23 protein-coding genes are annotated in these 25,402 nt (G+C 67.7%); 8 read left to right on the forward strand and 15 right to left on the reverse strand.

Annotated features, from left to right (window positions below; genetic code table 11):
• Nucleotides 1–17: 17 nt before the first annotated feature.
• Genes AC1DKN_RS13480 through AC1DKN_RS13490 form a run of 3 tightly spaced genes read right to left on the reverse strand, consistent with a single transcriptional unit; the run spans nt 18 to nt 3,131 of the window.
• Nucleotides 18–1,550, reverse strand: a complete 1,533-nt coding sequence (locus AC1DKN_RS13480) for a tripartite tricarboxylate transporter permease (protein WP_476871552.1) — start codon at nt 1,548–1,550, stop codon at nt 18–20.
• Nucleotides 1,543–2,082 carry a tripartite tricarboxylate transporter TctB family protein gene (locus AC1DKN_RS13485; protein WP_476871553.1) on the reverse strand — a complete coding sequence of 180 codons (540 nt, stop codon included), beginning with the start codon at nt 2,080–2,082 and terminating at the stop codon, nt 1,543–1,545. Before AC1DKN_RS13485 ends, AC1DKN_RS13480 begins: the two co-directional genes overlap by 8 nt.
• Before the next feature lie 2 nt (nt 2,083–2,084).
• A complete protein-coding gene (locus tag AC1DKN_RS13490) occupies nt 2,085–3,131 on the reverse strand; it encodes a Bug family tripartite tricarboxylate transporter substrate binding protein (protein ID WP_476849412.1) in 1,047 nt (348 codons plus the stop codon).
• Between the two features lie 172 nt (nt 3,132–3,303).
• On the opposite strand from AC1DKN_RS13490, the gene AC1DKN_RS13495 reads away from it, so the two are divergent.
• Complete coding sequence (locus tag AC1DKN_RS13495; RefSeq protein ID WP_476856463.1) at nt 3,304–4,884, forward strand: ATP-binding protein; 1,581 nt, start codon at nt 3,304–3,306, stop codon at nt 4,882–4,884.
• Nucleotides 4,881–5,609 (forward strand): response regulator, encoded by a 729-nt coding sequence (locus AC1DKN_RS13500; protein ID WP_476871554.1) that lies wholly within the window; start codon nt 4,881–4,883, stop codon nt 5,607–5,609. Before AC1DKN_RS13495 ends, AC1DKN_RS13500 begins: the two co-directional genes overlap by 4 nt.
• Nucleotides 5,610–6,324: 715 nt before the next feature.
• Here AC1DKN_RS13500 and AC1DKN_RS13505 read toward each other — a convergent pair.
• From AC1DKN_RS13505 to AC1DKN_RS13535, 7 genes are all read right to left on the reverse strand, one after another.
• Nucleotides 6,325–7,167, reverse strand: a complete 843-nt coding sequence (locus AC1DKN_RS13505; RefSeq protein WP_476871555.1) for an HpcH/HpaI aldolase/citrate lyase family protein — start codon at nt 7,165–7,167, stop codon at nt 6,325–6,327.
• On the reverse strand, nt 7,164–7,736 hold the full coding sequence (locus AC1DKN_RS13510; RefSeq protein ID WP_476871556.1) for a MaoC family dehydratase: 573 nt from the start codon (nt 7,734–7,736) through the stop codon (nt 7,164–7,166). The genes AC1DKN_RS13505 and AC1DKN_RS13510 overlap by 4 nt, the downstream gene beginning before the upstream one ends.
• Nucleotides 7,733–8,494, reverse strand: coding sequence for a CoA transferase subunit B (locus AC1DKN_RS13515; RefSeq protein ID WP_223914040.1), 762 nt, complete (start codon nt 8,492–8,494; stop codon nt 7,733–7,735). Before AC1DKN_RS13515 ends, AC1DKN_RS13510 begins: the two co-directional genes overlap by 4 nt.
• 2 nt (nt 8,495–8,496) lie before the next feature.
• A complete protein-coding gene (locus AC1DKN_RS13520) occupies nt 8,497–9,297 on the reverse strand; it encodes a CoA transferase subunit A (protein ID WP_476871557.1) in 801 nt (266 codons plus the stop codon).
• Nucleotides 9,298–9,316: 19 nt separating this feature from the next.
• On the reverse strand, nt 9,317–10,480 hold the full coding sequence (locus AC1DKN_RS13525) for an acyl-CoA dehydrogenase family protein (protein ID WP_476871558.1): 1,164 nt from the start codon (nt 10,478–10,480) through the stop codon (nt 9,317–9,319).
• 104 nt (nt 10,481–10,584) lie between these two features.
• Complete coding sequence (locus AC1DKN_RS13530; protein ID WP_476871559.1) at nt 10,585–12,810, reverse strand: acetyl/propionyl/methylcrotonyl-CoA carboxylase subunit alpha; 2,226 nt, start codon at nt 12,808–12,810, stop codon at nt 10,585–10,587.
• Between the two features lie 7 nt (nt 12,811–12,817).
• Nucleotides 12,818–14,425, reverse strand: coding sequence for a carboxyl transferase domain-containing protein (locus tag AC1DKN_RS13535; RefSeq protein WP_476849404.1), 1,608 nt, complete (start codon nt 14,423–14,425; stop codon nt 12,818–12,820).
• A gap of 160 nt (nt 14,426–14,585) precedes the next feature.
• Here AC1DKN_RS13535 and AC1DKN_RS13540 point away from each other — a divergent pair, with 160 nt between their 5' ends.
• Entirely contained in the window at nt 14,586–15,257 is a 672-nt protein-coding gene (locus AC1DKN_RS13540) for an SACE_7040 family transcriptional regulator (protein ID WP_223914045.1), read from the forward strand.
• Between the two features lie 229 nt (nt 15,258–15,486).
• Here AC1DKN_RS13540 and AC1DKN_RS13545 read toward each other — a convergent pair whose 3' ends face one another.
• The 3 genes from AC1DKN_RS13545 to pdhA are packed head-to-tail and all read right to left on the reverse strand — an operon-like array spanning nt 15,487 to nt 19,090.
• Nucleotides 15,487–16,905, reverse strand: a complete 1,419-nt coding sequence (locus tag AC1DKN_RS13545) for a dihydrolipoamide acetyltransferase family protein (protein WP_476849402.1) — start codon at nt 16,903–16,905, stop codon at nt 15,487–15,489.
• Nucleotides 16,902–17,912 (reverse strand): alpha-ketoacid dehydrogenase subunit beta, encoded by a 1,011-nt coding sequence (locus tag AC1DKN_RS13550; protein ID WP_476849401.1) that lies wholly within the window; start codon nt 17,910–17,912, stop codon nt 16,902–16,904. Before AC1DKN_RS13550 ends, AC1DKN_RS13545 begins: the two co-directional genes overlap by 4 nt.
• A complete protein-coding gene (gene pdhA, locus AC1DKN_RS13555) occupies nt 17,912–19,090 on the reverse strand; it encodes a pyruvate dehydrogenase (acetyl-transferring) E1 component subunit alpha (protein ID WP_374706662.1) in 1,179 nt (392 codons plus the stop codon). Before pdhA ends, AC1DKN_RS13550 begins: the two co-directional genes overlap by 1 nt.
• A gap of 195 nt (nt 19,091–19,285) precedes the next feature.
• On the opposite strand from pdhA, the gene AC1DKN_RS13560 reads away from it, so the two are divergent.
• Complete coding sequence (locus tag AC1DKN_RS13560) at nt 19,286–19,759, forward strand: Lrp/AsnC family transcriptional regulator (protein ID WP_476871560.1); 474 nt, start codon at nt 19,286–19,288, stop codon at nt 19,757–19,759.
• A gap of 135 nt (nt 19,760–19,894) precedes the next feature.
• Entirely contained in the window at nt 19,895–20,608 is a 714-nt protein-coding gene (locus tag AC1DKN_RS13565) for a hypothetical protein (RefSeq protein WP_476856472.1), read from the forward strand.
• Between the two features lie 83 nt (nt 20,609–20,691).
• On the opposite strand, the gene AC1DKN_RS13570 is transcribed toward AC1DKN_RS13565, so the two are convergent.
• Together AC1DKN_RS13570 and AC1DKN_RS13575 are read right to left on the reverse strand one after the other, a co-directional pair.
• On the reverse strand, nt 20,692–22,308 hold the full coding sequence (locus AC1DKN_RS13570) for a solute symporter family protein (RefSeq protein WP_026266623.1): 1,617 nt from the start codon (nt 22,306–22,308) through the stop codon (nt 20,692–20,694).
• Complete coding sequence (locus AC1DKN_RS13575; RefSeq protein ID WP_079551449.1) at nt 22,305–22,685, reverse strand: DUF485 domain-containing protein; 381 nt, start codon at nt 22,683–22,685, stop codon at nt 22,305–22,307. Before AC1DKN_RS13575 ends, AC1DKN_RS13570 begins: the two co-directional genes overlap by 4 nt.
• Before the next feature lie 260 nt (nt 22,686–22,945).
• Here AC1DKN_RS13575 and AC1DKN_RS13580 point away from each other — a divergent pair, with 260 nt between their 5' ends.
• From AC1DKN_RS13580 to AC1DKN_RS13590, 3 genes are read left to right on the forward strand one after another with little or no spacing between them, the layout of a single operon-like run.
• The gene (locus AC1DKN_RS13580; protein WP_476871561.1) at nt 22,946–24,163 is read left to right on the forward strand and encodes a sensor histidine kinase; all 1,218 of its coding nucleotides are present in this window, start codon (nt 22,946–22,948) and stop codon (nt 24,161–24,163) included.
• Nucleotides 24,164–24,204: 41 nt separating this feature from the next.
• The gene (locus AC1DKN_RS13585; protein ID WP_476871562.1) at nt 24,205–24,924 is read left to right on the forward strand and encodes a LytR/AlgR family response regulator transcription factor; all 720 of its coding nucleotides are present in this window, start codon (nt 24,205–24,207) and stop codon (nt 24,922–24,924) included.
• Complete coding sequence (locus tag AC1DKN_RS13590; protein WP_476871563.1) at nt 24,921–25,343, forward strand: DUF485 domain-containing protein; 423 nt, start codon at nt 24,921–24,923, stop codon at nt 25,341–25,343. Before AC1DKN_RS13585 ends, AC1DKN_RS13590 begins: the two co-directional genes overlap by 4 nt.
• Nucleotides 25,344–25,402: the final 59 nt, after the last annotated feature.

A 25,402-nucleotide genomic window follows, 5' to 3' on the forward strand; every position in this document is an offset into this window, starting at 1 on the left:
CAGTTCAACGCCCGCGCTTAGACGGACACCGCTTCCTTCGCCGGCGCAGCCTCCAACGTTGCCTGGCGGCGGCGCAGCCACCACGAGGCGGCGAAGATCAGTGCCATGGAGACGTACACCACCAGGGCGAACGGCGAGGAGAACAGGGCCGTGGGGTCGTTTTGCGAGAGCTGCAGCGAACGCCGCAACTGCACCTCGAACATCGGCCCCAGGATCATCGCCACCACCATGGGCGCCACGGGATAGCCGTAGCGGCGCATGAAGTAGCCCAGGATGCCCACCACCAGCAGGATGCCGACGTCGCTCGGGGAGAAGTTCACCGAGAAGGCGCCGAGGGCGGCGAAGACCAGGATGCCGGCGTAGAGGTAGGGCCGCGGGATCTGCAGGATCTTCACCCACAGGCCCACCAAGGGCAGGTTCAGCACCAGGAGCATGAGGTTGCCGACGTACAGCGACGCGATCAGGGTCCAGACAAGCGCGCCCTGGTTTTCGAACAGGAGCGGGCCCGGCTGGATCTGGTAGCGCTGGAACGCCGTGAGCATCATGGCCGCCGTCGCCGTCGTCGGGATTCCGAGGGTCAGCAACGGCACCAGGACACCGGCGGCCGCGGCGTTGTTGGCCGCTTCCGGTCCGGCGACGCCTTCGATCGCGCCCTTGCCGAACTGGGCCTTGTTGGCGCCCTTGGCCAGCTTCCGCTCGGCGGCGTAGGACAGGAATGTGGAGACGTCCGCGCCGCCGGCCGGGACGGTGCCGATCGGGAACCCGATGAAGGTTCCGCGCAGCCACGGCTTCCAGGACCGCTTCCAGTCCTCCTTGGACAGCCAGGCGTTCTTGCCCTTGCTGACGGGGATCAGCTCCACCGGGCCGTGCCGCAGCTTCGATGCGACGTAAAGCGCCTCGCCGAGGGCAAAGAGGCCCACGGCCACGAGGACCATGTCGACGCCGTCCACCAGGGTGGGGTTGTCGAACGTGAAGCGCTGCTGGGCCGTGCTGTCATCGATGCCGATCAGGCCGATGAACAGCCCGAGCGCCAGGGATGCCAGGCCGCGCAGGACGGAGGCGCCCAGCAGCGCACCGACGGTCAGGAAGGCCACCACCATGAGGGCCACGTAGTCCACGGGGCCGAGGCCGACGGCGAAGTCGGCCACGACGGGCGCCAGGAAGGTCAGCAGGACCGTGGCGATGGTGCCCGCGATGAAGGATCCGATCGCCGCCGTCGCCAGGGCTGCTGCTCCCCTGCCGGCCTTGGCCATCTTGTTTCCTTCGAGCGCCGTGACGATCGAGGAGGACTCGCCCGGCGTGTTCAGCAGGATGGAGGTGGTGGAACCGCCGTACATGCCGCCGTAGTAGATCCCGGCGAACACGATCAACGCGGCCGCGGGGTCCAGGGCATAGGTGATGGGCATGAGCAGGGCCACTGTCATGGCGGGGCCAATGCCGGGCAGCACGCCGACGGCGGTGCCGACGAAGACCCCGCCCAGCGCGTAGAGCAGGTAGACGGGCTGCAGCGCGGTGCTGAATCCCTCGAGCAGGAGCATGAAGCTATCCATGGAAGAACGGCACCCCCTCGAACAGCGGCCCTGGCGGCAGGGAAACACCGAGCAGGCCGCCGAAGACGTACTGCAGCACCAGCGCCAGGATCACGGACACGGCGATCGCCTTCCAGAGGGGTTTGGCGTCCAGGGACCAGGCGGCACCGCTGAAGAGCACGGCGGCGGCCACCGGCCAGCCGGCCGGCTCGATCAGGAAGATGTGCAGCACCACGAAACCCACCAGTTTGGCCAGGGCCACCCAGTCGGTCTTGGCGGTCACGTCCAGATCTTCGCTGTCCTCGGCCTGCCCGACTTTGCCGCGGAGGACCTGCAGGACCACCCCGGCGCCGCACAGCACCAGCAAGCCGCACACGATGTAGGGGAAGGCACGCGGGCCGATGCCGGTCTCCGACGGCGGGATCGGAATGGATCCCGCCGTCGCCAGGCCCGCGACGCCCACGCTGACGAACACGAGGGCGAACAGGATCTCCCCGGTCGGCCGCTTGGCGGGCGCCGCGGCGGGTGCAGACGTTGATGCGAGGTCAGACACTGTTACTTGACCAGGCCGATCTGGGTCAGGGTGGTCTTGACCTTGGCGATGTCCTCGGTCAGGAAGGTCTTGAAGCCGTCACCGGCCAGGAACGCGTCGTCCCAGTTGTTCTTGGTCAGGGTGGACTTCCAGGCCTCTGACGCGTGCAGCTTGGTGACGACGTCGGTCAGCTTCGCTCGCTGGGCGTCGTCGATGGACCCGGGGGCCACCACGCCGCGCCAGTTGGTCAGCACGACGTCGATCCCCTGGTCCTTGAGCGGCTTGATCCCGGGAAGCGCCGGGGCCTCGGCCTTTCCGGAGACGGCGAGCGCCCGGACCTTGCCGGCCTTGACCTGTTCGGCATACTCGCCCACGCCGGAGATGCCGGCCTGGACCTTGTTGCCGAGCAGCGCCGCGATGGACTCGCCCCCGCCGGAGTAGCCGATGTAGTTCAGCTTGTCCGCCTCCACGCCCTGGGATTTCAGGATCTGCCCGGCCAGGATGTGGTCCGCGCCCCCGGCCGAGCCACCCGTGATGGCCACGCCCTTGCCGTTGGCCTTGATGTCCGCGACGAGGTCGGCGACCGACTGGTATTTCGACGACGCCGGCACCACGAGAACCAGCGGCTCTTCAGTGAGCCGCGCGATCGGGGTGGTGTCTTCGAGCCGGGTCTTGGCGCCATTGGTCTCGACCGCACCCACCATGACGTAGCCCATCACCATGAGGGTGTTGACGTCCTTCTCGGTGGCGAGCTTGGCGAGGCCGTTGGTCCCGCCGCCGCCGCCAATGTTGGTGACCTGGGCGGAGGAGACGAGCTTGTTGGTCTGCAGGTCCTGCTGCATGGCACGTCCGGTCTGGTCCCAGCCACCGCCGGGGTTGGCCGGGACGATGATGCTGAGCTTCTTGATCGGATCGGCGCCCGCGGACCCGCCGGCAGCGGTGCCGGTTCCGCTTCCCGCGCAGGCGGACATGGCCAGGACGACTCCGGCGGCGCCGGCAATGAGGGCGGCGCGACGTGTGTGGGTGGGACGCGTGAAAGCGGGCCGCGTGAAAAAGTTCTGGGAAGTCATGGTTTCTCCTAGGGCGAATGTGATGCACATCATTGGAATCACGTCACTGACCCTAGGAGCGCCCGCCGAACGGCAACAGCATTTGGCCGTAGAGGTAGTAGTGGTCATATTGGTCACGGCCCCGGCCGTCTTTTTGGCGGGCGGGCTGCGCCCCCAATGGGAAACTTGTGACATGTTTCACAAGATTCCCCTTCGGTTCCAGCTGGTCGCATTGCAGCTGGGCATCGTGCTGGCTGTCCTCACGGTGGTGGGGGCCGTGACCATCCGGATGCAGGAACAACAGCTCCGTGACGCCTACAAGGGCCGGCTGATCGGCGTCGCCGAAAGTGTTGCCCAGCTGCCCTCGGTCATCAACGCGTTCGGCACATCGTCGCCGGCCCAGACAATCCAGCCGATCGCGGAAGTCATCCGGCAGGCATCCAACGTCACCTATGTGGTGGTGACGGACCGGCACGGGGTCCGTCAGTCGCACCCCAATCCGGCGGAAATCGGCCGGCCGGTCTCCACCGATCCGTCCGTGCCGCTGTCCGGGGAGATCTACGTGGGTACCCAGACGGGCACGCTCGGTGAGTCCTGGCGGGTGAAGGTTCCCATCTTCGATGCGGCCGGCGCCGTGATCGGCTCCGCATCCGTGGGGGTGCTGGAGAGCACCCTGGCCGCCGACCTCCATGAGGACATGCCGCAGCTGTTCGGCTGGCTGCTCGGGGCGGCACTGCTGAGTTCGCTGGGCGCGATGTATGTCTCGAAACTGGTGTGGCGGCGGATCTACAAACTCGAGCCCGAGGACATCGCTGCCCTGCTCGAAACGCGCGACGCCATGCTCCACGGCCTGGGTGAAGGACTCGTGGCGGTGGACGCCGACGGCAGGGTCGCGCTGGTCAACGATGAGGCACGCCGCCTGCTCGCCCTGGCCGGGGACATCACCGGGACCCCTGCAGCGGCAAGCCTGGAACCGGCGGTCCTCCGCTTGCTCTCGGCCGGGTCCGCCACGGAGGAACTGGTGCTCTCGGGTGAACGGATTCTGCTGGGCAAGGTCAATGCGGCCACCGTCGACGGCCGCGAAGTCGGCAAGGTGCTGATCCTGCGCGACCGCACGGAGCTCCACACCGTCCTGCGTGACCGCGACGGCGCCGTGGACGTGACGCAGGCACTCCGCGCCCAGGCGCACGAATTTGCCAACAAACTGCACGTCATCTCCGGGCTGCTGGAGCTCGGAAAGCAAGACAAAGCCATCGAATACCTGGGCCGCAGCCACAACGACGCCGTCTTCGCGAACCGCCCGCTGGCGGCCGGAATCACCGACCACGGGGTCCAGGCGCTGCTGATCGCCAAGTCCACGGTCTGCGCCGAGCGCGGCATCGAGATCATCGTCAGCCCGGATTCGCTGTGCTCGGTTGATGACTCGGGCGACGTCATCACGGTGCTGGGCAACCTGATCGACAACGCTGTGGACGCTGCGGGTTACGACAGCACTGTGGCCATCCGGCTGGGCGAGAGCGCCGACGGCGGGCGGACCATCGTGGTGGAGGACGACGGACCCGGCGTCCCGGTTCCTGAACGCGCTAAAGTGTTCGAGCCCGGCGTGACCAGCAAGGAGTCCGAGGGAATCAACAGCCGCGGGTTTGGGCTGGCCCTGGTCCAGCGGGTTGCCCTCCGGCGCGGAGGCCGGGCGGCAGTATCCTCATCGGCGTTGGGCGGAGCCTGCTTCTCGGTAGTGCTCAGAACAAAAGAGGCGGAACTACAAAACCAATGAACGCCATACGCACCCTCATCATTGACGATGACGTAGCAGTGGCCGGGATCCATCACGGGTTCCTGCTGGCACGCGGCGGATTCGACGTCGTGGCCATGGCCCACACCGGGCAGCAGGGCATCGATCTGGCCGCGGAGCTGGGCCCGGAGCTGGTGTTGCTGGACATCCATCTGCCGGACATGTCCGGCCTGGACGTCCTGCAGCGGCTGCGCGCGCGCCGGCGGCCGGTGGATGTCCTCGTGATCACCGCGTCCCGGGAGCTTGACACGGTCCGTGGCGCGATGGCCGGCGGGGTGCTGCACTACCTGGTCAAGCCCTTCTCCTCGCAGGCATTGAACGAACGGCTCGACGAGTACGTCATGCTGCGGGACGATCTGGCCTCCGGCGCTTCCGGGCCGCTTGACCAGGCGAGCATCGACCGCCTGGTGGCGCCCTCCCGCCGGTCCGCGGTGGCGGAAACCCCGGCGAGTCAGCCCGCCCAGCCAGACCAGGCCGCCGTACGGCTGCCCAAGGGACTGTCGCGCCCCACCCTGGACGCGGTCATCGAGGCACTGAAGGCCAGTCCGGAGGACGTCTCCGCGGCCGGCCTGGCGCTGCAACTGGGCCTGTCCCGGGTCAGCGCCCGCCGCTACCTCGAGTACCTCGTGGTTCACGGCCATGCCCGGCTGACGCCCCGGTACGGAGCCGCGGGCCGGCCGGAGAACCGTTACCTCTGGCGCCGCTGAACATGTCCGGTTCTTGGAGTCAGCACTGAGCATGTCCAGTTCATTTCGGCCACACTGAGCATGTCCAGTTCGTGACGGCCACACTGAGCATGTCCAGTTCATGACGGCCACACGGGACACGTGGCACAAATGCGGGGCACGGGCCTGGGGTTGCGCGGCACAGGGCACCCATTTGACGCAGATGGCCGCAATAGGATCAGCCAATCCGGCCATCTGTGGCGAATCGACGAAGTCCAGCCCGGCAGAGTCCCACCTCGGCAGCCACGAAGTTGCCCGGCGCCAGCCCTGGGACGCCGGCAGCCACCCAGGGACCCCTCGGCACAAGGCCTCGGAGAATGGTCGAGGATTCAGAGCCACGGGGCACCCATTTGACGCAGATGGCCGCAATACGATCAGCCAATCCGGCCATCTGTGACGAATCGCGAAGTCCAGCCCGGCAGAGTCCCACCTCGGCAGCCACGAAGTTGCCCGGCGCCAGCCCCGGGACGCCGGCCACCCAGGGACGCATCGGCACAAGGCCTCGGAGAATGGTCGAGGATTCAGAGCCACAGGGCACCCAATTGACGCAGATGGCCGCAATACGATCAGCCAATCCGGCCATCTGTGGCGAATCGCGAAGTCCAGCCCGGCAGAGCTTCACCCGGGCACACGCTGGTTGGCACACGCTGGTGGGCACACGTTGGTTTGCACGTGTCGATGGGCAGCCGGCCCGCGGTCAGGACCCGACGCGGCCCGCGCGGCGCAGTGTGGACGCGGCGTGCTTGAGGATGGGCCCGTCGACCATCTTGCCCTTGAACTGGAAGACGCCCGAGCCTGCCGCGGAGGCGGCATCGAGCAGCTCCGCGGCTGCCGAGACGTCGGCCTCGGAGGGCGCGTAGGCTTCGCGGACTACGGCCACCTGGTCCGGATGAATGCAGGCCTTGGACGAGAATCCGGACGCCACCGCGTCACGGGATTCGAGTGCCAGGCCGGCCAGATCCGGGATGTTGACGTAGACGGCGTCGATCGCGTCCTTGCCGAAGGCGCCGGCGGCCAGCAGCACGCTGGAACGGGCGTGCAGCGCGACGGCCCGGTAGCTGCCGTCCTCCGCCCGGCTGGAGGTTCCGCCGAGCGATGCCAGCAGGTCCTCCGCACCCCACATCAGGGCCACCACGTTGGGCTCGGCGGCGATGGCGGCGGCGTTGAGGACGCCGGCGGCCGTCTCGCAGAGGGCAATCACGCTGTAGCCCTCGAGTTCCCTCAGCTGGGCAGCGCTCTCCGCCTTGGCCAGCATGATGTGCCGGTACGGCGTGTGCTTGAGGCAGTGCAGGTCCTTCTCGAACTCGTCCGTGCCGGCCGGGTTGACCCGGACGACCGTGCGGGACGGATCCAGTTCCGGGACGTCGCCGGTGGCGCCGAGCTGGGCGAGGATGGCGCCGCGGGCCCGCTGCTTGTCGGCAGGGGCGACGGCGTCCTCAAGGTCCACGATCACGGTATCGGCGCGTTCCGCGGCTTTTTGGTACCGCTCGGGGCGGTCGGCGGGGCAGAACAGCAGGGCAGGGCCCATCAGGAAACTCATGTCTCTATTCTCCCCTTTTGCGCCGCTTCCAGCTCGGCAGCGGCGTGGGCCTCGCGTGTCCACATCAGGCAGCTGCGGGCGGCGAGCGCAACCACGTCCCCGTGCTGGTTCCGTCCGGTGTGCTGCATGGTCACGATGCCCTGCCCCGGGCGGGTCGCGGACAGCCTCTTCCCGGTCACCACCGTCTCCGTGTACAGGGTGTCCCCGTGGTACAGCGGGTTCGGAAAAGACACATCCGTCAGGCCGAGCTGGGCGATGATGGTGCCCTGGGTCAGCTGCGGCACGGACTGGCCCACCACGGTGGCAAGGGTGAACATCGAATTCATCAGCCGCTGGCCGAAGGGCTGCCCGGCGCTCCAGGCCGCGTCGAGGTGCAGGGCCTGGGTGTTCATGGTCATGGTGGTGAACAGGACGTTATCCGTCTCCGTGAGCGTCCGGCCCGGCCGGTGGGCGTAGACCACGCCCTCCTCCAGCTCATCGAAATAGAGGCCGCGCTGCTCGATCACCCGGGGGGTGCCGGTACCCGGGTGTGCGCCTGCGCCCGGTGAAGTCGTGCCTGCATCACTCATACGGTCAGTTCCTGGTCTTCCTCGAAGAGTTCGGCTCCGGTGGCCGCCACGACGTCCTCCACGGACACGTTCGGCGCCAGTTCGCGCAGCACCAGGCGGGACTTCCCGCCCTCGGTCACGACGTCGATCACGGCGAGGTCGGTGATGATCCGGTCCACGCAGCCCTTGCCGGTCAACGGCAGCGTGCAGGTTTCCACGATTTTCGGCTTACCGTTGCGGTCCACGTGATCCATCATCACGATCACCTTCTTGGCCCCGAACACCAGGTCCATCGCGCCGCCCATGCCCTTGACCATCTTGCCCGGGATCATCCAGTTGGCGAGGTCGCCGTTGACGGCGACCTCCATCGCGCCGAGCACGGCCACGTCGACGTGGCCGCCCCGGATCATGCCGAAGGAGGCGGCGGAATCGAAGAACGCCGCGCCCTTGTTGACCGTGACGGTTTCCTTGCCGGCATTGATCAGGTCCGGGTCGACTTCATCCTCGGCCGGGTACGGCCCGACGCCCAGGATGCCGTTCTCCGAATGCAGCACCACCTCGACGCCGGCCGGAATGTAGTTGGGTATCAGCGTCGGCATGCCGATGCCGAGGTTGACGTACTGGCCATTGTGCAGCTCCTGCGCCACCCGGGCCGCGAGTTCGTTGCGGGTCCAGCCCTTGCCCTCAGTACCGGCGTCGTGTTCGACGGCGGAGCGCCGGTATTCGTGGCGCACGGCCTCGGGACGGGGCGGGGCCTCTGCGGCTTTGTTCGTTTCCACGGCTAGGCTCCTGTCTGCTCTGGCGACAGTTTTGGTGCGCCGGAGGCACCGGTGGCCACCGCAACCGTCCGCTTCTCAATGCGTTTCTCGCCCTGCGGGGCAAGAACCACGCGCTGGACGAAGATCCCTGGGACGTGGACGTGCTCCGGGTCCAGCTCCCCCGGCTGCACGAGCTCCTCGACCTCGGCGATGGTGATCTTCCCTGCCATGGCGCACAGCGGGTTGAAGTTCATGGCCGTGGCGTGGAAGACGAGGTTGCCGTGGCGGTCACCCTTCCAGGCGTGCACGAGGCCGAAGTCCGGGGTCAGCGATTCCTCCAGCACGTACTCGGCGCCGTGGAAGCTGCGGACTTCCTTGGGCGCGGAGGCAATCGCGACGTTGCCCTCGGCGTCGTACTTCTGCGGCAGGCCGCCGTCGGACACCTGGGTGCCGACGCCGGCCGGGGTGTAGAACGCCGGGATACCCGCGCCGCCGGCGCGCAGCTTTTCGGCCAGCGTGCCCTGCGGGGTGAGGACCACCTCCAGCTCGCCGGAAAGGTATTGCCGGGCGAACTCCTTGTTCTCCCCCACGTAGGAGCTGATGGTGCGCCGGATCCGGCCGTCCTTGAGCAGGATCCCGAGGCCCCAGTCGTCGACGCCGCAGTTGTTGCTGACGGTTTCCAGGTCCGTGGCGCCGCGCTCATGCAGGGCCTCGATCAGCGTCACGGGAATGCCGCACAGCCCGAACCCGCCGACGGCGAGGGAGGCGCCGTCGTGAATGTCCGCGACAGCCTCGGCGGCGCTGGCAACAACTTTGTTGATCATCGGTGATCCTTCCGGCCGGCTACAGTCCCAGTTCGCGGGCGATCAGCATCAGCTGGACCTCCGTGGTGCCCTCGCCGACTTCAAGGATCTTGGAGTCGCGGTAGTGGCGCGCCACGGTGAATTCGTTGATGAAGCCATAGCCGCCGAACACCTGGGTGGCGTCCCGCGCGTTGTCCATGGCTGCCTCGCCTGCGACCATCTTAGCGATGGCCGCCTGCGTCTTGAACGGCTTGCCGGCAAGCATCCGGGCGGCCGCGTCGTAGTAGGCCAGGCGGGCCGTGTGGGCGCGGGCTTCCATCCGGGCGATCTTGAAAGCGATGGCCTGGTATTTGCCGATGTTCTGCCCGAACGCGCTGCGTTCCTTGGCGTATTTCACGGACTGGTCCACGCAGCCCTGGGCCGCGCCGACGGCCAGGGCAGCGATCGCGATCCGGCCTTCGTCCAGGATGGAGAGGAAGTTGGCGTAGCCGCGGCCCTGGGTGCCGAGCAGGTTTTCCTCGGGGACGTGGACGTTGTTGAACGTCAGCGGGTGGGTGTCCGAGGCGTTCCAGCCGACCTTGTTGTAGGCCTTTTCCGCGGTAAAGCCCGGAGTGTTGGTGGGCACCAGGATGGTGGAGATCTCCTTCTTGACGCTGCCGTCCGCGCGTTCCTCCTGGCCGGTCACCGCGGTGACGGTGACGAGCCTGGTGATGTCCGTGCCGGAGTTGGTGATGAACTCCTTGTTGCCGTTGATGACCCACTCACCACCGCCCAGCTTGGCGGTGGTCTTGGTGCCCCCGGCGTCCGAACCGGCTTCCGGCTCCGTCAGGCCGAAGCCGGCGAGCGCCTTGCCGGAGGCCAGCAGCGGCAGCCATTCCTGCTTCTGCGCCTCGTTGCCGAAGCGGTGGATCGGCATCGCACCGAGCGAGACGCCGGCCTCGAGGGTGATCGCGACAGACTGGTCCACCCGGCCGAGCTGTTCCAGGGCCAGGGCCAGGGCGAAGTAGTCCCCGCCCATGCCGCCGAACTCTTCCGGGAAGGGCAGGCCGAACAGGCCCATGTCCGCCATCTGGGAGACGACCTCGTAGGGGAAGCTGTGCTCTTCGTCGTGCTTGGCGGAGACCGGGGCCACCACTTCGTCGGCGAATTCGCGGACGGTGTCGCTAAGGATCTGGTAGTCCTCGCTGAGTTCAAAATCTGCCATGGGGTGACTCCTGTTTCTGAGGTACATCTGTGGTCTGGTGAAAGGTGTTGGGTGTGCCGGGGTTGGTGAGCCGGGGTGGAGGCGGTGGGATCAGTGCGGTTCCGTCATTCGGCCGCGCCCATCGCGATGACGGCTTCCTCGATCGTGTCCTCCGCTTTCGAGGGTTCAGTCGGAACAGCGGGGTGGATCGTTGCCACCACCTGATCGGCCTTGACGAGGTCGCCGGAGCCGACGCTGATGTGGACAGTTCCGTCCAGGGGCGCCACGAGCTGGTGCTCCATCTTCATGGCTTCCACCGAGAGCAGGACCTGGCCGGCCTCCACGGCGTCGCCGTTGCCGACGGACACCGACACCACGGTGCCGGGCATCGGCGAGCGCACCGCCGGGTCGGCGGCGCCTTCCTCGCGTTCGATCGCGGCGAGCACCCGGGCGAGCCGGATCTCCCGGGTGAGCACCTCGAGCCGGCAGGACCAGCCCTCGTTGCCGAGGAACACTTCCGTTGGCATCGGGTTGCCGGGGCCAGGGGGGACGGGCCCGCGGTGGACAGGCGCCAGCGCGTAGCTGCGGGATTCGTCGCCCAGAGTCAACTCCGCGGCGCCTCGCTTGGTGGACCGAAATGATGCCGGGCGTCGCGGGCCGCCGTTGACCGCCACGGCCGCCGTCCCCCGCGCCAAGGAGCCGGATACCTGCACCGTGGCGATACCGCCGTCGGGGGTCCCCAGGCTGATCCGGCGCGGGGCAGCTGCACCGAGCCGCCACCCGTTACCGAGATGCCAGGGGCCTGTCCCGGCGTCCTGCGTTTCATGCTCGTGCATCGCAGCGGCGAAGACGGCAGCAGCGGCCACCTCGAAGTCGCCCGGGTGCCGGAAGGAGAACTCCGGCATTTTCCGTTCGATCAGGCCGGTGTCGAGCCGTCCGGCGCGGACGTCGGCGTCGTTGATCAGCAGCCGCAGGTATTCGACGTTGGTGTCGATGCCCAGCGCGGTATACCCGGCGAGCGCCTCGTCGAGGGTGTCCAAAGCCTCAGCCCGGTCCTCGCCCCACGCGATGACCTTGGAAATCATCGGGTCGTAGCTGCTCGAGATTTGGAGGCCCTCCAGCAGGGCCGAGTCGACACGGACCTTGCCACTCGCGGTGTCCGGCAGTTCGTCCAGCAGCACGACCTGTCCGATGGACGGCAGGAAGTTCTTCTCTGGCACCTCAGCGTAGACGCGTGCCTCCACCGAGTGGCCGGTCAGCACGACGTCGGCCTGGGTCACCGTGAGTTCCTCGCCGGCGGCGATGCGCACCTGCCATTCGACGAGGTCAATGCCGGTGACCATCTCGGTGACGGGGTGTTCGACCTGCAGGCGGGTGTTCATCTCCATGAAGAAGAACTCGTCCGGGGCGGCGTCCGAGACCAGGAATTCCACGGTCCCGGCGCCGGAGTAGTGGACGCTGCGCGCGGCCTGGCAGGCGGCTTCGCCGATCCGGGCGCGGATCTCCGCCCCGTCGGGCAGGGATTCCAGCAGCGGGGACGGTGCTTCCTCGATGACCTTCTGGTGGCGGCGCTGCAGCGAGCACTCGCGCTCCCCGAGGTGGATGACGTTGCCGTGGTTGTCCGCCAGGATCTGGACCTCGATGTGCCGCGGGGTGAGCACGAGCCGTTCCAGGAACAAGGTGTCGTCGCCGAAAGCACTCGCGGCGACCCGGCGTGCGGTGGCCAGGGTGGCTTCCAGGTCCTCGGCGCGTTCGACGATGTGCATGCCCTTGCCGCCGCCGCCGGCGGAGGGCTTGATCAGCAACGGGAAGCCGACGCCGGCCGCGGCCTCGATCAGCTGCGCGTCGGTCATGCCGGGTTCAGCGATGCCCGGGACCACGGGGACGCCGTAGCCGGTGACGTGGTTCTTGGAGCGGATCTTGTCGCCCATGACGTTCAGGGATTCGACGCCGGGGCCGATGAACGTGATGCCGGCGGCTTCGAGGGCGCGGGCAAAGTCGACGTTCTCGCTCAGGAAGCCGTAGCCGGGGTGCACGGCCTCGGCGCCGGTGTCGCGGCAGGCCTGGATGATGGCCTCGATCTTGAGGTAGCTCTCGGTGGCCGCGGCGGGCCCGATCCGGACCGCCAAGTCGGCTTCCCGCACGTGCCGCGCGTCGGCGTCGGCGTCGGAATAGACGGCGACCGAACGGATGCCCAGGGCGCGCAGGGTCCGGATGACGCGGCAGGCGATTTCGCCGCGGTTGGCGACGAGCACGGTGCCGAACAGCGGGGTGCCGGTTGTGGGGGTGGCTGGAGGAGTGGCCACGGAAGGCGTGGTGGGCGAAGAGATGGTCGGCGAAGAAAGATTCATGGCTGGCTCACATCCGGAAGAGGCCGAAGGAAGTCTCCGGCAGCGGGGTGCGGGAGACGACGTCGAGCGCCAGTCCCAGGACGGTGCGGGTGTCCGCGGGGTCGATCACGCCGTCGTCCCAGAGGCGGGCGGTGGAGTAGTAAGGGCTGCCTTGGTCCTCGTACTGCTGCTTGATGGGGGCCTTGAAGGCTTCCTCGTCCGCGGCGGACCATTCCTCGCCGCGGGCCTCGTACTGGTCCCGCTTCACGGTGGCGAGCACGCTGGAGGCCTGGTTGCCGCCCATGACGGAGATCCGCGACGCCGGCCACATCCAGAGGAAGCGCGGGGAGTAGGCGCGTCCGCACATTGAGTAGTTGCCGGCGCCAAAGGACCCGCCGATCACGACCGTCAGCTTGGGGACCCTGGCGGTGGCGACGGCGGTGACCATCTTGGCGCCATTCTTGGCGATGCCGCCCTGCTCGTAGTCCTTGCCGACCATGAAGCCGGAGAGGTTCTGCAGGAAGATCAGCGGGATGCCGCGCTGGTCGCACAGTTCGATGAAGTGCGCGCCCTTGAGCGAGGACTCGCTGAACAGCACGCCGTTGTTCGCCACGATGCCCACCGGGTGGCCGTGCAGCTTGGCGAAGCCCGTGACCAGGGTGGTGCCGTAGTTCTTCTTGAACTCATGGAACCGGCTGCCATCGACCAGCCGGGCGATGACCTCACGCACGTCGTACTGGGCGTTGACGTCCGTGGGCACGGCACCGTAGAGCTCATCCGGGTCGGCAACGGGCTCGACGACGGTGTCCACGTCCCAGACTGGCGCGGCAGGCTTCGGCAGGGTGGAGACGATGTCCCGGACGATCTGGAGGGCATGCTCATCGTTCTCGGCCAGGTGGTCCGTGACCCCGGAGATCTTCGAGTGCACGTCGCCTCCGCCGAGTTCCTCCGCCGTGACGATCTCGCCGATCGCGGCCTTCACCAGCGGCGGGCCGCCCAGGAAGATGGTGCCCTGGTTGCGGACAATCACGGTCTCGTCGCTCATCGCCGGAACGTAGGCGCCGCCGGCGGTGCAGGAGCCCATGACCGAGGCGATCTGCGGGATCTTCGCCGCGGACATCCTCGCCTGGTTGAAGAAGATCCGGCCGAAGTGTTCCTTGTCCGGGAAGACCTCGTCCTGCTTGGGCAGGAACGCCCCGCCGGAGTCCACGAGGTAGATGCAGGGCAGCCGGTTCTCCAGGGCGATTTCCTGCGCGCGGAGGTGCTTCTTCACCGTCATCGGATAATACGTGCCGCCTTTGACCGTGGCGTCGTTGGAAATGACCAGCACCTGGCGGCCGTGCACCAGCCCGATGCCGGCAATGACGCCGGCACCGGGCGAGTCGCCGTCGTACATGCCGTCCGCGGCCAGCGGGGCGATCTCCAGGAAGGGGCTGCCATCGTCGAGCAGCTGGTCAATGCGCTCGCGCGGCAGGAGCTTGCCGCGCGCCACGTGGCGTTCCCGGGACTTCGCGGGCCCGCCCAGCGCGGCGGTGGCGAGCCGTTCCCTCAGCTCGCCGGCCAGCCCCAGTTGGGCCTCCCGGTTCGCGGCGTAGGCGGTGCTCGTCGCATCCACCCGGCTGGCGATTGTCTCCATTGACTGTTTCCGTTCCCTGTCCTGCGCGGACTTGCGCGCCGGAGCGGCAACTCAGGCCGCCCGACTATTTCGGTTAGTACCGCATAACTGAGATTTAGGTTAGTCTCTATTAACTGTGATGTCCAACACAGGGATCATTTTGTAAAGAGGGGATGCGCCGGTGACCGAGCCCAGCCAGACTGCCCAGCTTCCGTCAGCGCAGGCAGCCCCGCCCCAGGCAGCCTCAACCCAGCGCAGCCAGGCCAAGGCGAACAGACGGCAGGCCCTCCTGTCCGCCGCCGCTGCGCTCTTTGCCCTGGAGGGCTTCAACCGCGTTTCCCTGGAGGATCTCGGGGCCGCGGCCGGCGTCAGCGGACCGGCGGTCTACCGTCACTTCGCCGGCAAGCAGGCCGTCCTCGGCGCCCTGCTGCTCAGTGTCAGCCAGGACCTGCTCGACGGCGGCCGCAAGGTGGTGGCCGATTCCGACGGCGATCTGGCGGCGTTGGGCGGGCTGGTGGCCTTCCACGTCGACTTTGCGCTGAGCAACCCGGACGTCATCCGGGTCCAGGACCAGGACTTCAGCAACCTGGCCGGCGAGGACCAGGCCGAGGTCCGCACGCTTCAGCGCAACTATGTTGAACTCTGGGTGGACGTGCTGGCCGGACTGCACGAGGGCACGGAGGCCGCCGAACTGCGGATGCGCGCGCATGCCACGTTCGGGCTGATCAACTCGACCCCGCACTCGGTGCGCAGCCACGGGCGCCGGATCGGGGTCCGCCGCGCGAGGCCGCTGCTGGAAAGCATGGCGCTGGCCGCGCTCCTGGCACCGGCTCCCACCGAGCCGCTCGGCTAAGCAACTCCCCCCGCCCCGGGCGCCCTCCCGGGTCCACGTGTCCACCGCCCACGTGTCCACCCCATGGCGACTTAGGCACGGAGACGCCGTCAACGGGGCCGCCGCCGTCGAAATTGTCCTCCATGCGCCCCGGGACGGCGACAACCCCGCCCAAAGGAGCCCGCACACCACGAAGCTGCCGGCTGCCCCTTCCTTTCGGACGGGGCAGCCGGCAGCTGTGTAGAGGGACCTAGACCATCGCGAGGACCATGCCCGGATCGGCCAGCATGGCGCCGAGGTCCTGGAGGAACCGCGAGCCCTGCTCGCCGTCGACCAGACGGTGGTCGAAAGACAGGCTGAGCGTCATGACCTGGCGCAGCGCGACCTCGTCCTGGTACTCCCACGGCATCTTCCGGACCGCACCGAGGGCCAGGATGGCTGCCTCGCCCGGATTCAGGATGGGTGTGCCGGCGTCAATGCCGAAGACGCCGATGTTCGTGATGGAGATCGTGCCGCCGGAGAGCGCCTCAGGGCTTGTCTTCCCGGCCCGGGCCGTGTCCGTCAGTTCCGTCAGGGCCGAGGAGAGATCCATGAGGGACATCCGGTCCGCGTCCTTGATGTTCGGAACCGTCAGCCCCCGCGGGGTCGCGGCCGCGATGCCCAGGTTCACGTAGTTGAACTGGACGATCTCCTGGTTGGCCTCGTCCCAGCGGGCGTTGAGGGTCGGGTGGTTGCGCAACGCAATCAGCACGGCCTTGGACACGAGCGTCAGCGGGGTGAGCTTGTACCCGGCGAACGCGCGACTGGCCTTGAGCCGCGCCAGCAGCTCCATCGTGGGCGTGACGTCGACGGTCAGGAACTCGGTGACGTGCGGCGCGGTGAAGGCACTGGCCACCATGGCGGCGGCCGTGAACTTCCGCACGCCCTTGATCGGCGTGCGGGTCTCGCGCTCGCCCGGGGCCTGGACAAGCCCTGCGGCCTGCGCCGTCGCACCGGCGGGCTCCTGGGCGGCCGCGGGCAGGTCCCCGCCGCCGACGAAGTTCAGCACATCGTCGCGGGTGATGAGCCCGCGCTCCCCGGTACCGGGCACGGCCTCAAGGTCGACGCCGAGATCCTTGGCCAGCTTGCGCACCGGAGGCGTGGACCGCGGGCGCTCCCCCGCCGCGGATGCCGCCGAGGTTTCGACCGGGTTGGATTCGGCCGGCGCAGAGACGGCCGGTTCAGCAGCACGTACGGGTGCCACCGGCTCGGCCGCGACGGCCGGAGGGGCCGCCGGGGCCGCGAAGGTGCGGGCGCGGCGGGCCGGACGGCCGGACGCTTCCAGGACGGCGCCATAGCCCACGAGGTTCGGCTCACGCTTGCCGCCTGCGGCCCCGTCCGCACCAGCACCGCCGCCGGAACCGGCGGCGCCGTCGTCGCCCTCGATCTCGAAGGAGACGATCGGCTTCCCGACCTCAACAACGGTGCCGGGCTGTTCGTGCAGGGCCGCGACGACGCCGGCAAACGGCGAGGGCAGCTCGACGACGGCCTTGGCCGTCTCTACCTCGGCGATGATCTGGTTGAGGGTGACGGTGTCCCCTACCGCGACCTTCCAGGCGACGATTTCCGATTCCGTCAGTCCCTCGCCGAGGTCCGGGAGCCTGAATTCCTTGATCATGGTGGCGCTCATCCTTCCAGCCCGCTGAGGGAGTTGGGGCGGCCGAGGGCGCGGTCGACGCCGTCGAGAATCCTGTCAAGGCCCGGCAGGTGGTGCATTTCCAGCTTGGAGTAAGGGTAGGGAACATCGAAGCCGGTCACGCGGACGGGAGCGGCCTCGAGGTGGTAGAAGCAGCGCTCGGTGATGCTCGCGGCGACTTCGGCGCCGAGGCCGCCGGACTGGCTGGCCTCGTGCGTGATGACCAGACGGCCGGTCTTGCGGACCGAGGCCTCAAGTGTGGCGAAGTCCAGTGGTGCCAGCGAGCGCAGGTCGATGACCTCAACCGAGATGCCTTCGTCGGCGGCCGCCATGGCGGCGTCGCGGGCGGTTTTGACCAGCGGGCCGTAGGCCACGAGGGTGACGTCCGTGCCCTCGGTGACAACACGGGCCTTTTCCATGGACAGGGCAGAGCTCAGGTCGACGCTCTCGTCCACCTCGCCCTTGTCGTGGTAGCGCCGCTTGGGCTCGAAGTACAGGACGGGATCGTCGGAGGCGATGGCTTGCTGGATCATGGTGTAGGCGTCCTGGGGGTTGGACACGCTGATCACGCGCAGCCCCGAGGTGTGGGTGAAGTAGGCCTCGGGCGATTCCGAGTGGTGCTCCGGCGAGCCGATGCCGCCGCCGAACGGGACGCGGATGGTGATGGGCATCTTGACCGCGCCCTGGGTGCGGTAGTGCATCTTGGCGACCTGGCTGACGATCTGGTCGAACGCCGGGTAGATGAAGCCGTCGAACTGGATCTCCACCACCGGACGGTACCCGCGGTATGCCAGGCCGACGGCGGTGCCCATGATGCCGGACTCGGCGAGCGGGGTGTCCACGACGCGGTGCTTGCCGAAGTCTTTCTGCAGCCCGTCGGTGACACGGAAGACACCGCCAAGGGCGCCGATGTCCTCGCCCATCAGGACCACCTTGGGATCGTTTTCGAGGGACTTGCGCAGGCCCGAATTGATGGCTCGGGCAAAGGTCATCTGCGTCATCAGCGTGCACCTTCTTCAGAAGCGGCTTCTGCGGGATCGCCGAAGGAAGCCAGGTAACGGGAGTAGTGCTCCTGCTGGCGGTCCAGCCAGGAGTTGGGCGTGCTGTACACGTGCTTGAAGATATCCAGCGGCTGCGGCTCGGGCATGTTGATGGTGCCGGCCCGGAGTTCCTTGGCCACTGCGTCAGCTTGCGCGGCGACGGCGGCCTCGAGGTCCGCGGTCAGCAGTCCCTTGCGCTCGAGCAGCGACTTCATCCGGCTGATCGGGTCCTTGGCGGCCCAGTCTTCGAGTTCGTTGGCATCCCGGTAGCGGGTGGGGTCGTCCGCCGTCGTGTGCGGGCCCATCCGGTAGGTCACGGCCTCGATGAAGGTGGGGCCGCCGCCGCGCCGGGCACGGTCCAGGGCAATGCGGGTGGCTGCCATGACGGCGAGGACATCGTTGCCGTCGACCCGCATGCTGGGGATGCCGAAGCCTGAGGCGCGGTCCGCGAGCTGGATGTGCGACTGCAGCCGGACGGGTTCGGAAATGGCCCAGTGGTTGTTCTGGCAGATGAAGACGACGGGCGCCTGGAAGCTCGCGGCGAAGACCATGGCTTCGTTGACGTCGCCTTCGCTCGTGGCGCCGTCGCCGAAGTAGGCCACGGCGACACAGTCGGCGCCGTCGTTCTGGATGCCCATGGCGTAGCCCGTGGCGTGCAGGCTCTGCGCGCCGATGATGATCTGCTGGGTGGCAACGTTGACGGTGAACGGGTCCCAGCCGGCGGATGCGTTGCCACGCCAGGCACGGACGAGGTCCTCCGGCTTCACTCCCCGGCAGTAGGCGACACCGTTGTCGCGGTAGCTGGGGAAGACAAAGTCGTCCTCGCGGAGGGCACGGGCCGAGCCGATCTGGGATGCTTCCTGGCCCAGCAGTGGCGGCCACAGTGCCAGTTCGCCCTGCCGCTGGAGGGCCGTGGCTTCAGCATCGATCCGGCGGATGACCACCATGTCCTCATAGAGCGCGCAGAGCTGCTCATCGCTGACGTCCTGGAGCCAGGGATCGAACTCGGGATGGCTGATGCGCTCGCCCGCCGGGGTGATGAGCTGGACGAGGTCGCCGCCCGTCCGCCTCATAGAATTTTCACTGTTTCCGGGGCCCCCGGCGGCAATGCCGCCCTTGCCCGCGTCGTCGGTAAACACTGTTGTCCGCACCTTCTGACGTCGTCTGACCGGAACTCGCAGGACTCGTGATCCCGCGGCGCGCCAGCCGCCCGGGCGCCGTTGCCCCGGATAATTGTGACCCTACTCACAATGCTCATCGGGTACAACCACCCGCAAAAATATTGAGCATTATGCACTGTTTGGCATTCGCCAACCGTGCTAATCTTGCGCATTATGCAAACCTTGGATGGCACTGACACCCGCCTGCTTTCGGCCATGGCGCGGGACCCCCGCCGGACCGTGGTTGCCCTCGCCCAGAAGCTCGGACTCTCGCGCAATACGGTGCAGGCCAGGATGGCCCAGCTGGAGAAGAAGCACGTGTTCCTCTCCTTCGAGCGGCGGATCAACCCGGTGTCCCTGGGGTACCCGCTGATGGCTTTCATCTCCGTCCACGTCCAGCAGCAGAAACTCGGACCCCTCGCCCTCGAGCTCGCCGGGATTCCGGAAATCCTGGAGGGCTACGGCCTGACGGGCTCGGCCGATCTGCTCCTGCGGGTGGTGGCGCTCGACGCCGAGGACCTGTTCCGGATCAACGGCAAGATACTGGCCTGCGACGGCGTGGACCGGACCGATACCGCACTGGCGATGGGCGAGCTGATCCCGTTCCGGATCCAGCCCCTGCTGGAGCGCGGATCCGCCGATAACTGATCCGCTTTTCATCTGTGCCGTGGGCGGCCGCGGCGCTAGGCTGTGTCCGTTGGGTCCCCCTGAGTCCTTGGGTCCGCGCACGCGGCCCAGTGCAACAGGCAGTGGCTTGTCTGGACTGCCGGAAAGGCTTGAACCGTGAGCAGTCCCGAGGAACCACACCGCCCGGTACCGCCGCAGCCCGGGCATGAGCCTGCAGCCGGCCACCCGGCGCCCGGCCAGCCGCCCGTTCCGTACTACGCCCCGCCGCCCGGGCCACCCGCCGACGCCGCGGTGCCCAACTACGCGGCACCCAGCTACCCGCCACCCGCGACCGGCGCGGCACCCAGCTACCCGCCACCCGCCGACGGCGCACCTCCGTACTACGGCGGTCCGGGGCAGCCGCCGCCCTACTACGGCGGCGCCGCCCTGCCGCCCCCGAAAAAGAGCCGCAAGGCCCTGTGGATTGTCCTCGGGATCGTCGGCGGTGTGCTCCTGCTGGTAAGTGCCGGCGCCGTCGTCCTGCTCAACGTGGTGGGCGGAGCCACCAACCAGGCACGGGGCATCGCTGACGATTTCACGAAGATGCTCATCGCCGGTGAGGTCAGCACCGCCTACGAGAAGTACCTGGATCCGGCCCTCATGCGGAAGATTTCGCCGGAGGAGTTCGCCGCGGGGGTGCAGAGCCTGGAGCTTGACGGCAGCTGTAAACCGAACTTTTCAAGCCTCAACGTCAGCTCCAACAACGGCTCCAACGCCGCCGACGTGGCCGGAACGATCGACTGCGACACGAAAAGTGTGGAGCTGGCCTACCGTTTCGAGGGCCACGACGAGCTGAAGATGGTGAACATTCGGCTGAGGCCTCAGCGCTGACCTCGAAAAACCCTGTCGAAGCGCCCATCCACAGAGAAGCTCCCGTGCTGCTGCACGGGAGCTTCTCTGCTGGTGCAGCCTTCCTAGTGGTTGGTAGCCTTTTCGGCGCCCACCCCGGTCAGGGAACGGACCTCCATTTCGGCCTGCTTTGTGGCGTCCTCCTTCCGCTTGTCCAGGACCGTGCCCAGCCAGCCCAGGAAGAACGCGAGCGGGATGGAGACGATGCCCGGGTTGCTCAGCGGGAAGATGGCGAAGTTGGCGCCGGGGATCATCGACGTCTTGGCCCCGGAGACCACCGGGGAGAGCGCAATCAGGATGATGGCCGCGGACAATCCGCCGTACATGCTCCACAGGGCTCCCTGGGTGGTGAACCGGCGCCAGAACAGCGAGTAGAGGATGGTCGGAAGGTTGGCGGAGGCAGCCACGGCGAAGGCGAGCGCCACGAGGAACGCGACATTTTGTCCGTTGGCGAAGATGCCGCCGGCGATGGCCAGCAGCCCGATCACCACCACGGTGCGGCGGGCAACCTTGACCTCGGTGGCGGCGTCGGCCTTCCCCTTGGCGATGACGCTGGCGTAGATGTCGTGGGCGAAGGATGCCGCCGCGGTGATCGTCAGGCCGGCGACGACGGCCAGGATGGTCGCGAAGGCCACCGCCGAGATGAAGCCCAGGAGCAGCGGACCGCCGAGGTGGAAGGCGAGCAGCGGCGCGGCCGAGTTGACGCCGCCCGGGGCTGCCTTGATGGTGTCGGCACCCACCAGCGCAGCTGCGCCGTAGCCCAGGACCAGGGTGAACAGGTAGAAGATGCCGATGAGCCAGATGGACCACACCACCGACTTGCGGGCTTCCTTTGCGGTCGGAACCGTGTAGAAGCGCATCAGCACGTGCGGCAGGGCTGCGGTGCCGAGCACCAGGGCCAGGCCGAGGGACAGGAAGTCGACCTTGGAGGTCTCCGTCTTGCCGTACTGCAGTCCCGGGTTGAGCAGGTTCGGGTTGCCCGAGGTTTCCACCGCGCCGCCCAGCAGGTCGGAGAGGTTGAAGCCGTAGATCGCGAGGACCCAGAAGGTCATGACTGCCGCGCCGGCGATCAGGAGCATGGCCTTGATGATCTGAACCCAGGTGGTGCCCTTCATGCCGCCGATCAGGACGTACATGATCATCAGGGCGCCGACGACGATGATCACCAGGGCTTGTCCGCCCCAGTCGCTGATGCCCAGGAGCAGTGAGATGAGGCTGCCGGCACCGGCCATCTGGGCCAGCAGGTAGAAGAAGCAGACGGCCAGCGTGGAGATGGCTGCCGCGATGCGCACGGGGCGCTGCTTGAGCCGGAAGGAGAGGACATCGGCCATGGTGAACTTGCCGGTGTTGCGGAGCAGTTCGGCGACGAGCAGCAGGGCGACGAGCCACGCCACGAGGAAGCCGATGGAATACATGAAGCCGTCGTAGCCGTTGATGGCGATGGCTCCGGTGATGCCCAGGAAGGACGCTGCGGAGAGGTAGTCGCCGGCGATGGCGGTGCCGTTCTGCGGGCCCGTGAAGGAACGTCCGGCCGCGTAGTAGTCGGCCGCCGTCTTGTTGTTGCGGCTGGCCCTGATCACAATGACCATGGTGATCGCGACGAAGAGGGCGAAGATGCCCATGTTCAGCAGGGTGGTGTCCTTGAGATCCGCGACATTGACCGCGGGAACCATGAGTGTCATTTTGCTGTCCCCCCAACCGGGTTGCCGTGCTTGTCGAATTCGTGCCCCTCGATTTCCTGGCGGATCTCGGAGGCAATGGGGTCCAGCTTGCGGTTCGAATAGCTGACGTACCAGCCGGTGATCGCGAACGTGGAGACAAACTGCAGCAGGCCCAGGATCAGGCCGACGTTGATGTTGCCCCAAAGCTTGATCGACATGAATCCGACCGCGTAGTCGGCCAGCAGGACATAGGCGAAGTACCAGAGCAGAAAGGCAATGGATAGCGGGAAGACAAAGCTGCGGTGACGGGTGCGCAGTTCCTGGAACTGCTCCGTCGACTGGACTTCCTTGAAGTCCACGGCCGCCGCAGCGTCCGTTTCTTGGGCGTCGTGACCCATCGGTTCCTCCTCATTGAGACTGGTGAGTCCACACCGGTTGCCGTGGTCTGCGCGGGACGCACCCTGCAACCCATCCTGCCGATGTGACTGCAATCACTGTGCACCGTGACGTGGGCTACCTACCACAGCCGGGGCAGCCTGCGTCGCTCAGCGGTCCCGGCGCTGCGCCAAACGGCGCCCGATACACCTGTTTCGCGGCCATCGTTGTCCGGGCACGTGCCAGAGCCGTCAGCCCCGGCACCGGCGGTAGGCTGGGCATCATGCCGGACTCTCCCCTGTTCACCGCCGCCGCCGTCGCGGTGATCGCCATGGCGATCACGGTGGTCGTCGCCGTCGGGCTCCAGGTCCTCCGCTCCTTCCGCGACCTCGGCACCGATGCCGAGCGCGCCACTTACACGACGCTCCACGCCGCGTCCCGGGCCGGCCAGTACCTGCGGACCGGCCTGAACCCTGCCGGTGCGGCCAAGGCCAGCAAACAGCTGCGCAGCATCTTGGGCTGCGATGCCCTCGCCATCACCGACACAACCGGCGTGCTCGCGTGGGACGGCGCCGCCGAGGAGCTCAAGCCTGCCCTGATGGGGCTCGCGTCAAAAGTGTTCGACGGCGGCCACCTCGCCGTCATTCCGGCGGGCGAACTCCAGCTCCTGGCCGCTGGCGTCGGCGGCATGACGCTGGCGCCGGAGGTGGAGCGCGCCGTCGTGATCGCCCCGATCAAAACCGGCACGCGTGTGGTGGGTGTGGTGGCCGCCTTCGCGCCGGCCGCCGGGGCGGGACTGGTCCGCGCCACCGGGGAGGTGGCTGACTGGGTGGCCACGCAGGTGGAACTGGCCGAGCTCGACGCCTCCCGCACGCTCCTGATGGAAGCCGAGGTCCGCGCCCTCCGCGCCCAGATCAGTCCGCACTTCATCTACAACTCGCTCAACGCGATCGCATCCTTCATCAACACGGATCCGGTCCGGGCGCGCGAGCTCGTGGTGGAGTTCGCCGATTTCACCCGCTACTCCTTCCGCCGCCACGGCGACTTCACCACCCTGGCCGAGGAACTGCGCTGCATCGACCGCTACCTGCTCCTGGAGCGGGCCCGGTTCGGGGACCGCGTCCAGGTCAGCCTGCGGATCGCTCCCGAGGTGCTCAGCACCGTGATCCCCTTCCTGAGCCTGCAGCCGCTCGTGGAAAACGCGGTCCGGCACGGGCTGGAGGCCAAGGAGGGCCCGGGCCACATCTCCATCACTGCGAATGACTCCGGTGCCTTCGCGGAGGTGACGATCGAGGACGACGGCGTGGGCATGGACCCCGACCAGCTGCGCTCCGTCCTTGCCGGGCACAGCGACGGCGACCACGTCGGGCTGCGCAACGTCGACGCCCGCCTGCGCCAGGTGTACGGCGACGACAACGGCCTCGTGATCGAGACCGCGCCCGGCGAAGGCACCCTGATCACGATGCGCGTCCCCAAGTCCCAGCCCCGGCACGATGCCTGATTCCGGTCGGGCAAGAATGCCTGCGGCAGTACGCTAGAGCCATGATTAACGTCCTCGTCGCCGACGACGAGCTCCCCGCCGTTGAGGAACTGGCCTTCCTGCTCGGCCGGGATGACCGGATCGGCGCCATCCACCGGGCTTCCTCGGGCGCCGAGGCCCTGCGTGCCCTCGAGGCCGAAGACGTCGACGCCGTGTTCCTCGACATCCACATGCCGGCGCTGTCCGGGCTGGACATTGCGCGGGCCATCTCCCGCAGCGCCCGCCCGCCCGCCGTCGTTTTCGTCACTGCCGACGAGGACTGCGCGCTGGAGGCCTTCGAGCTCGCGGCCGTGGACTACCTCCTCAAGCCCGTGCGGGCCGAAAGGCTGGCAAAGTCGATCGGACGCATCAGCGAACTGCTCAAGGATGGTGCCCCTGCACCCGAAATGATCACCGTGGACCTGGGCGGGACCACCAAAATGATCCGTCGCGAGGACGTGACCTACGTCCAGGCGCAGGGTGATTACGCCCGGCTGCACACCGCCGATGCCAGCTACCTCATCAGGGTTCCGCTGGCGGACCTCGAACAGCAGTGGGCCGACGCCGGATTCGTCCGCATCCACCGCTCCTACCTGATCGCGCTGAGCCACGTCAGCCACTTGAAGCTCGCCGCAGCGCGGCCCAGCGTCACCGTGGGTGGAGCCGAACTGCCTATCAGCCGCCGGCACCTGCCTGCTGTCCGGGAAAAGCTCGGCGCAACCCGTATCCGGCCGCAGGCATGACAAGGGTCCGGGTCACGGCGCCGCGCAGCGTCACACCAAACAGCGTCACACCAAACAGCGCCACACCAAACAGCACCGCAGCAAACAGCGCCGCCCTGAACGGCGGGCGCTCCGCGGCAGCCTCCCGCGAAGCGGAGGAGGAGACCGACGCCGGGCAGTTGTTCGTCCGTTCGCTCATCCGGTCCCAGCTCCGGCTGGGCCTCGTGGTGGCCCTGGGATTCCTGCTGATCATGCTCGCCTTCCCGCTGATGCTGGGGCTGGTCCCCGGCCTGGCGGACTCCACGATTGCCGGCCTTCCCTTCGACTGGGTCCTGCTGGGGGCCGGGATCTATCCCGTGATCGGCCTCAGTGCCTGGCTGTACGTGCGGACCGCGGCCAGGAACGAGGCCCGCTACCGGGACCTCGCCGGCGACAAATGACCGAACAGGTGAGGACCCACGTGAACGGCCCGGCGGGCGGCCACGTACGGGGCCCGGTG

The sequence above is a fragment of the Arthrobacter sp. 01N444 genome, assembly GCF_056399305.1.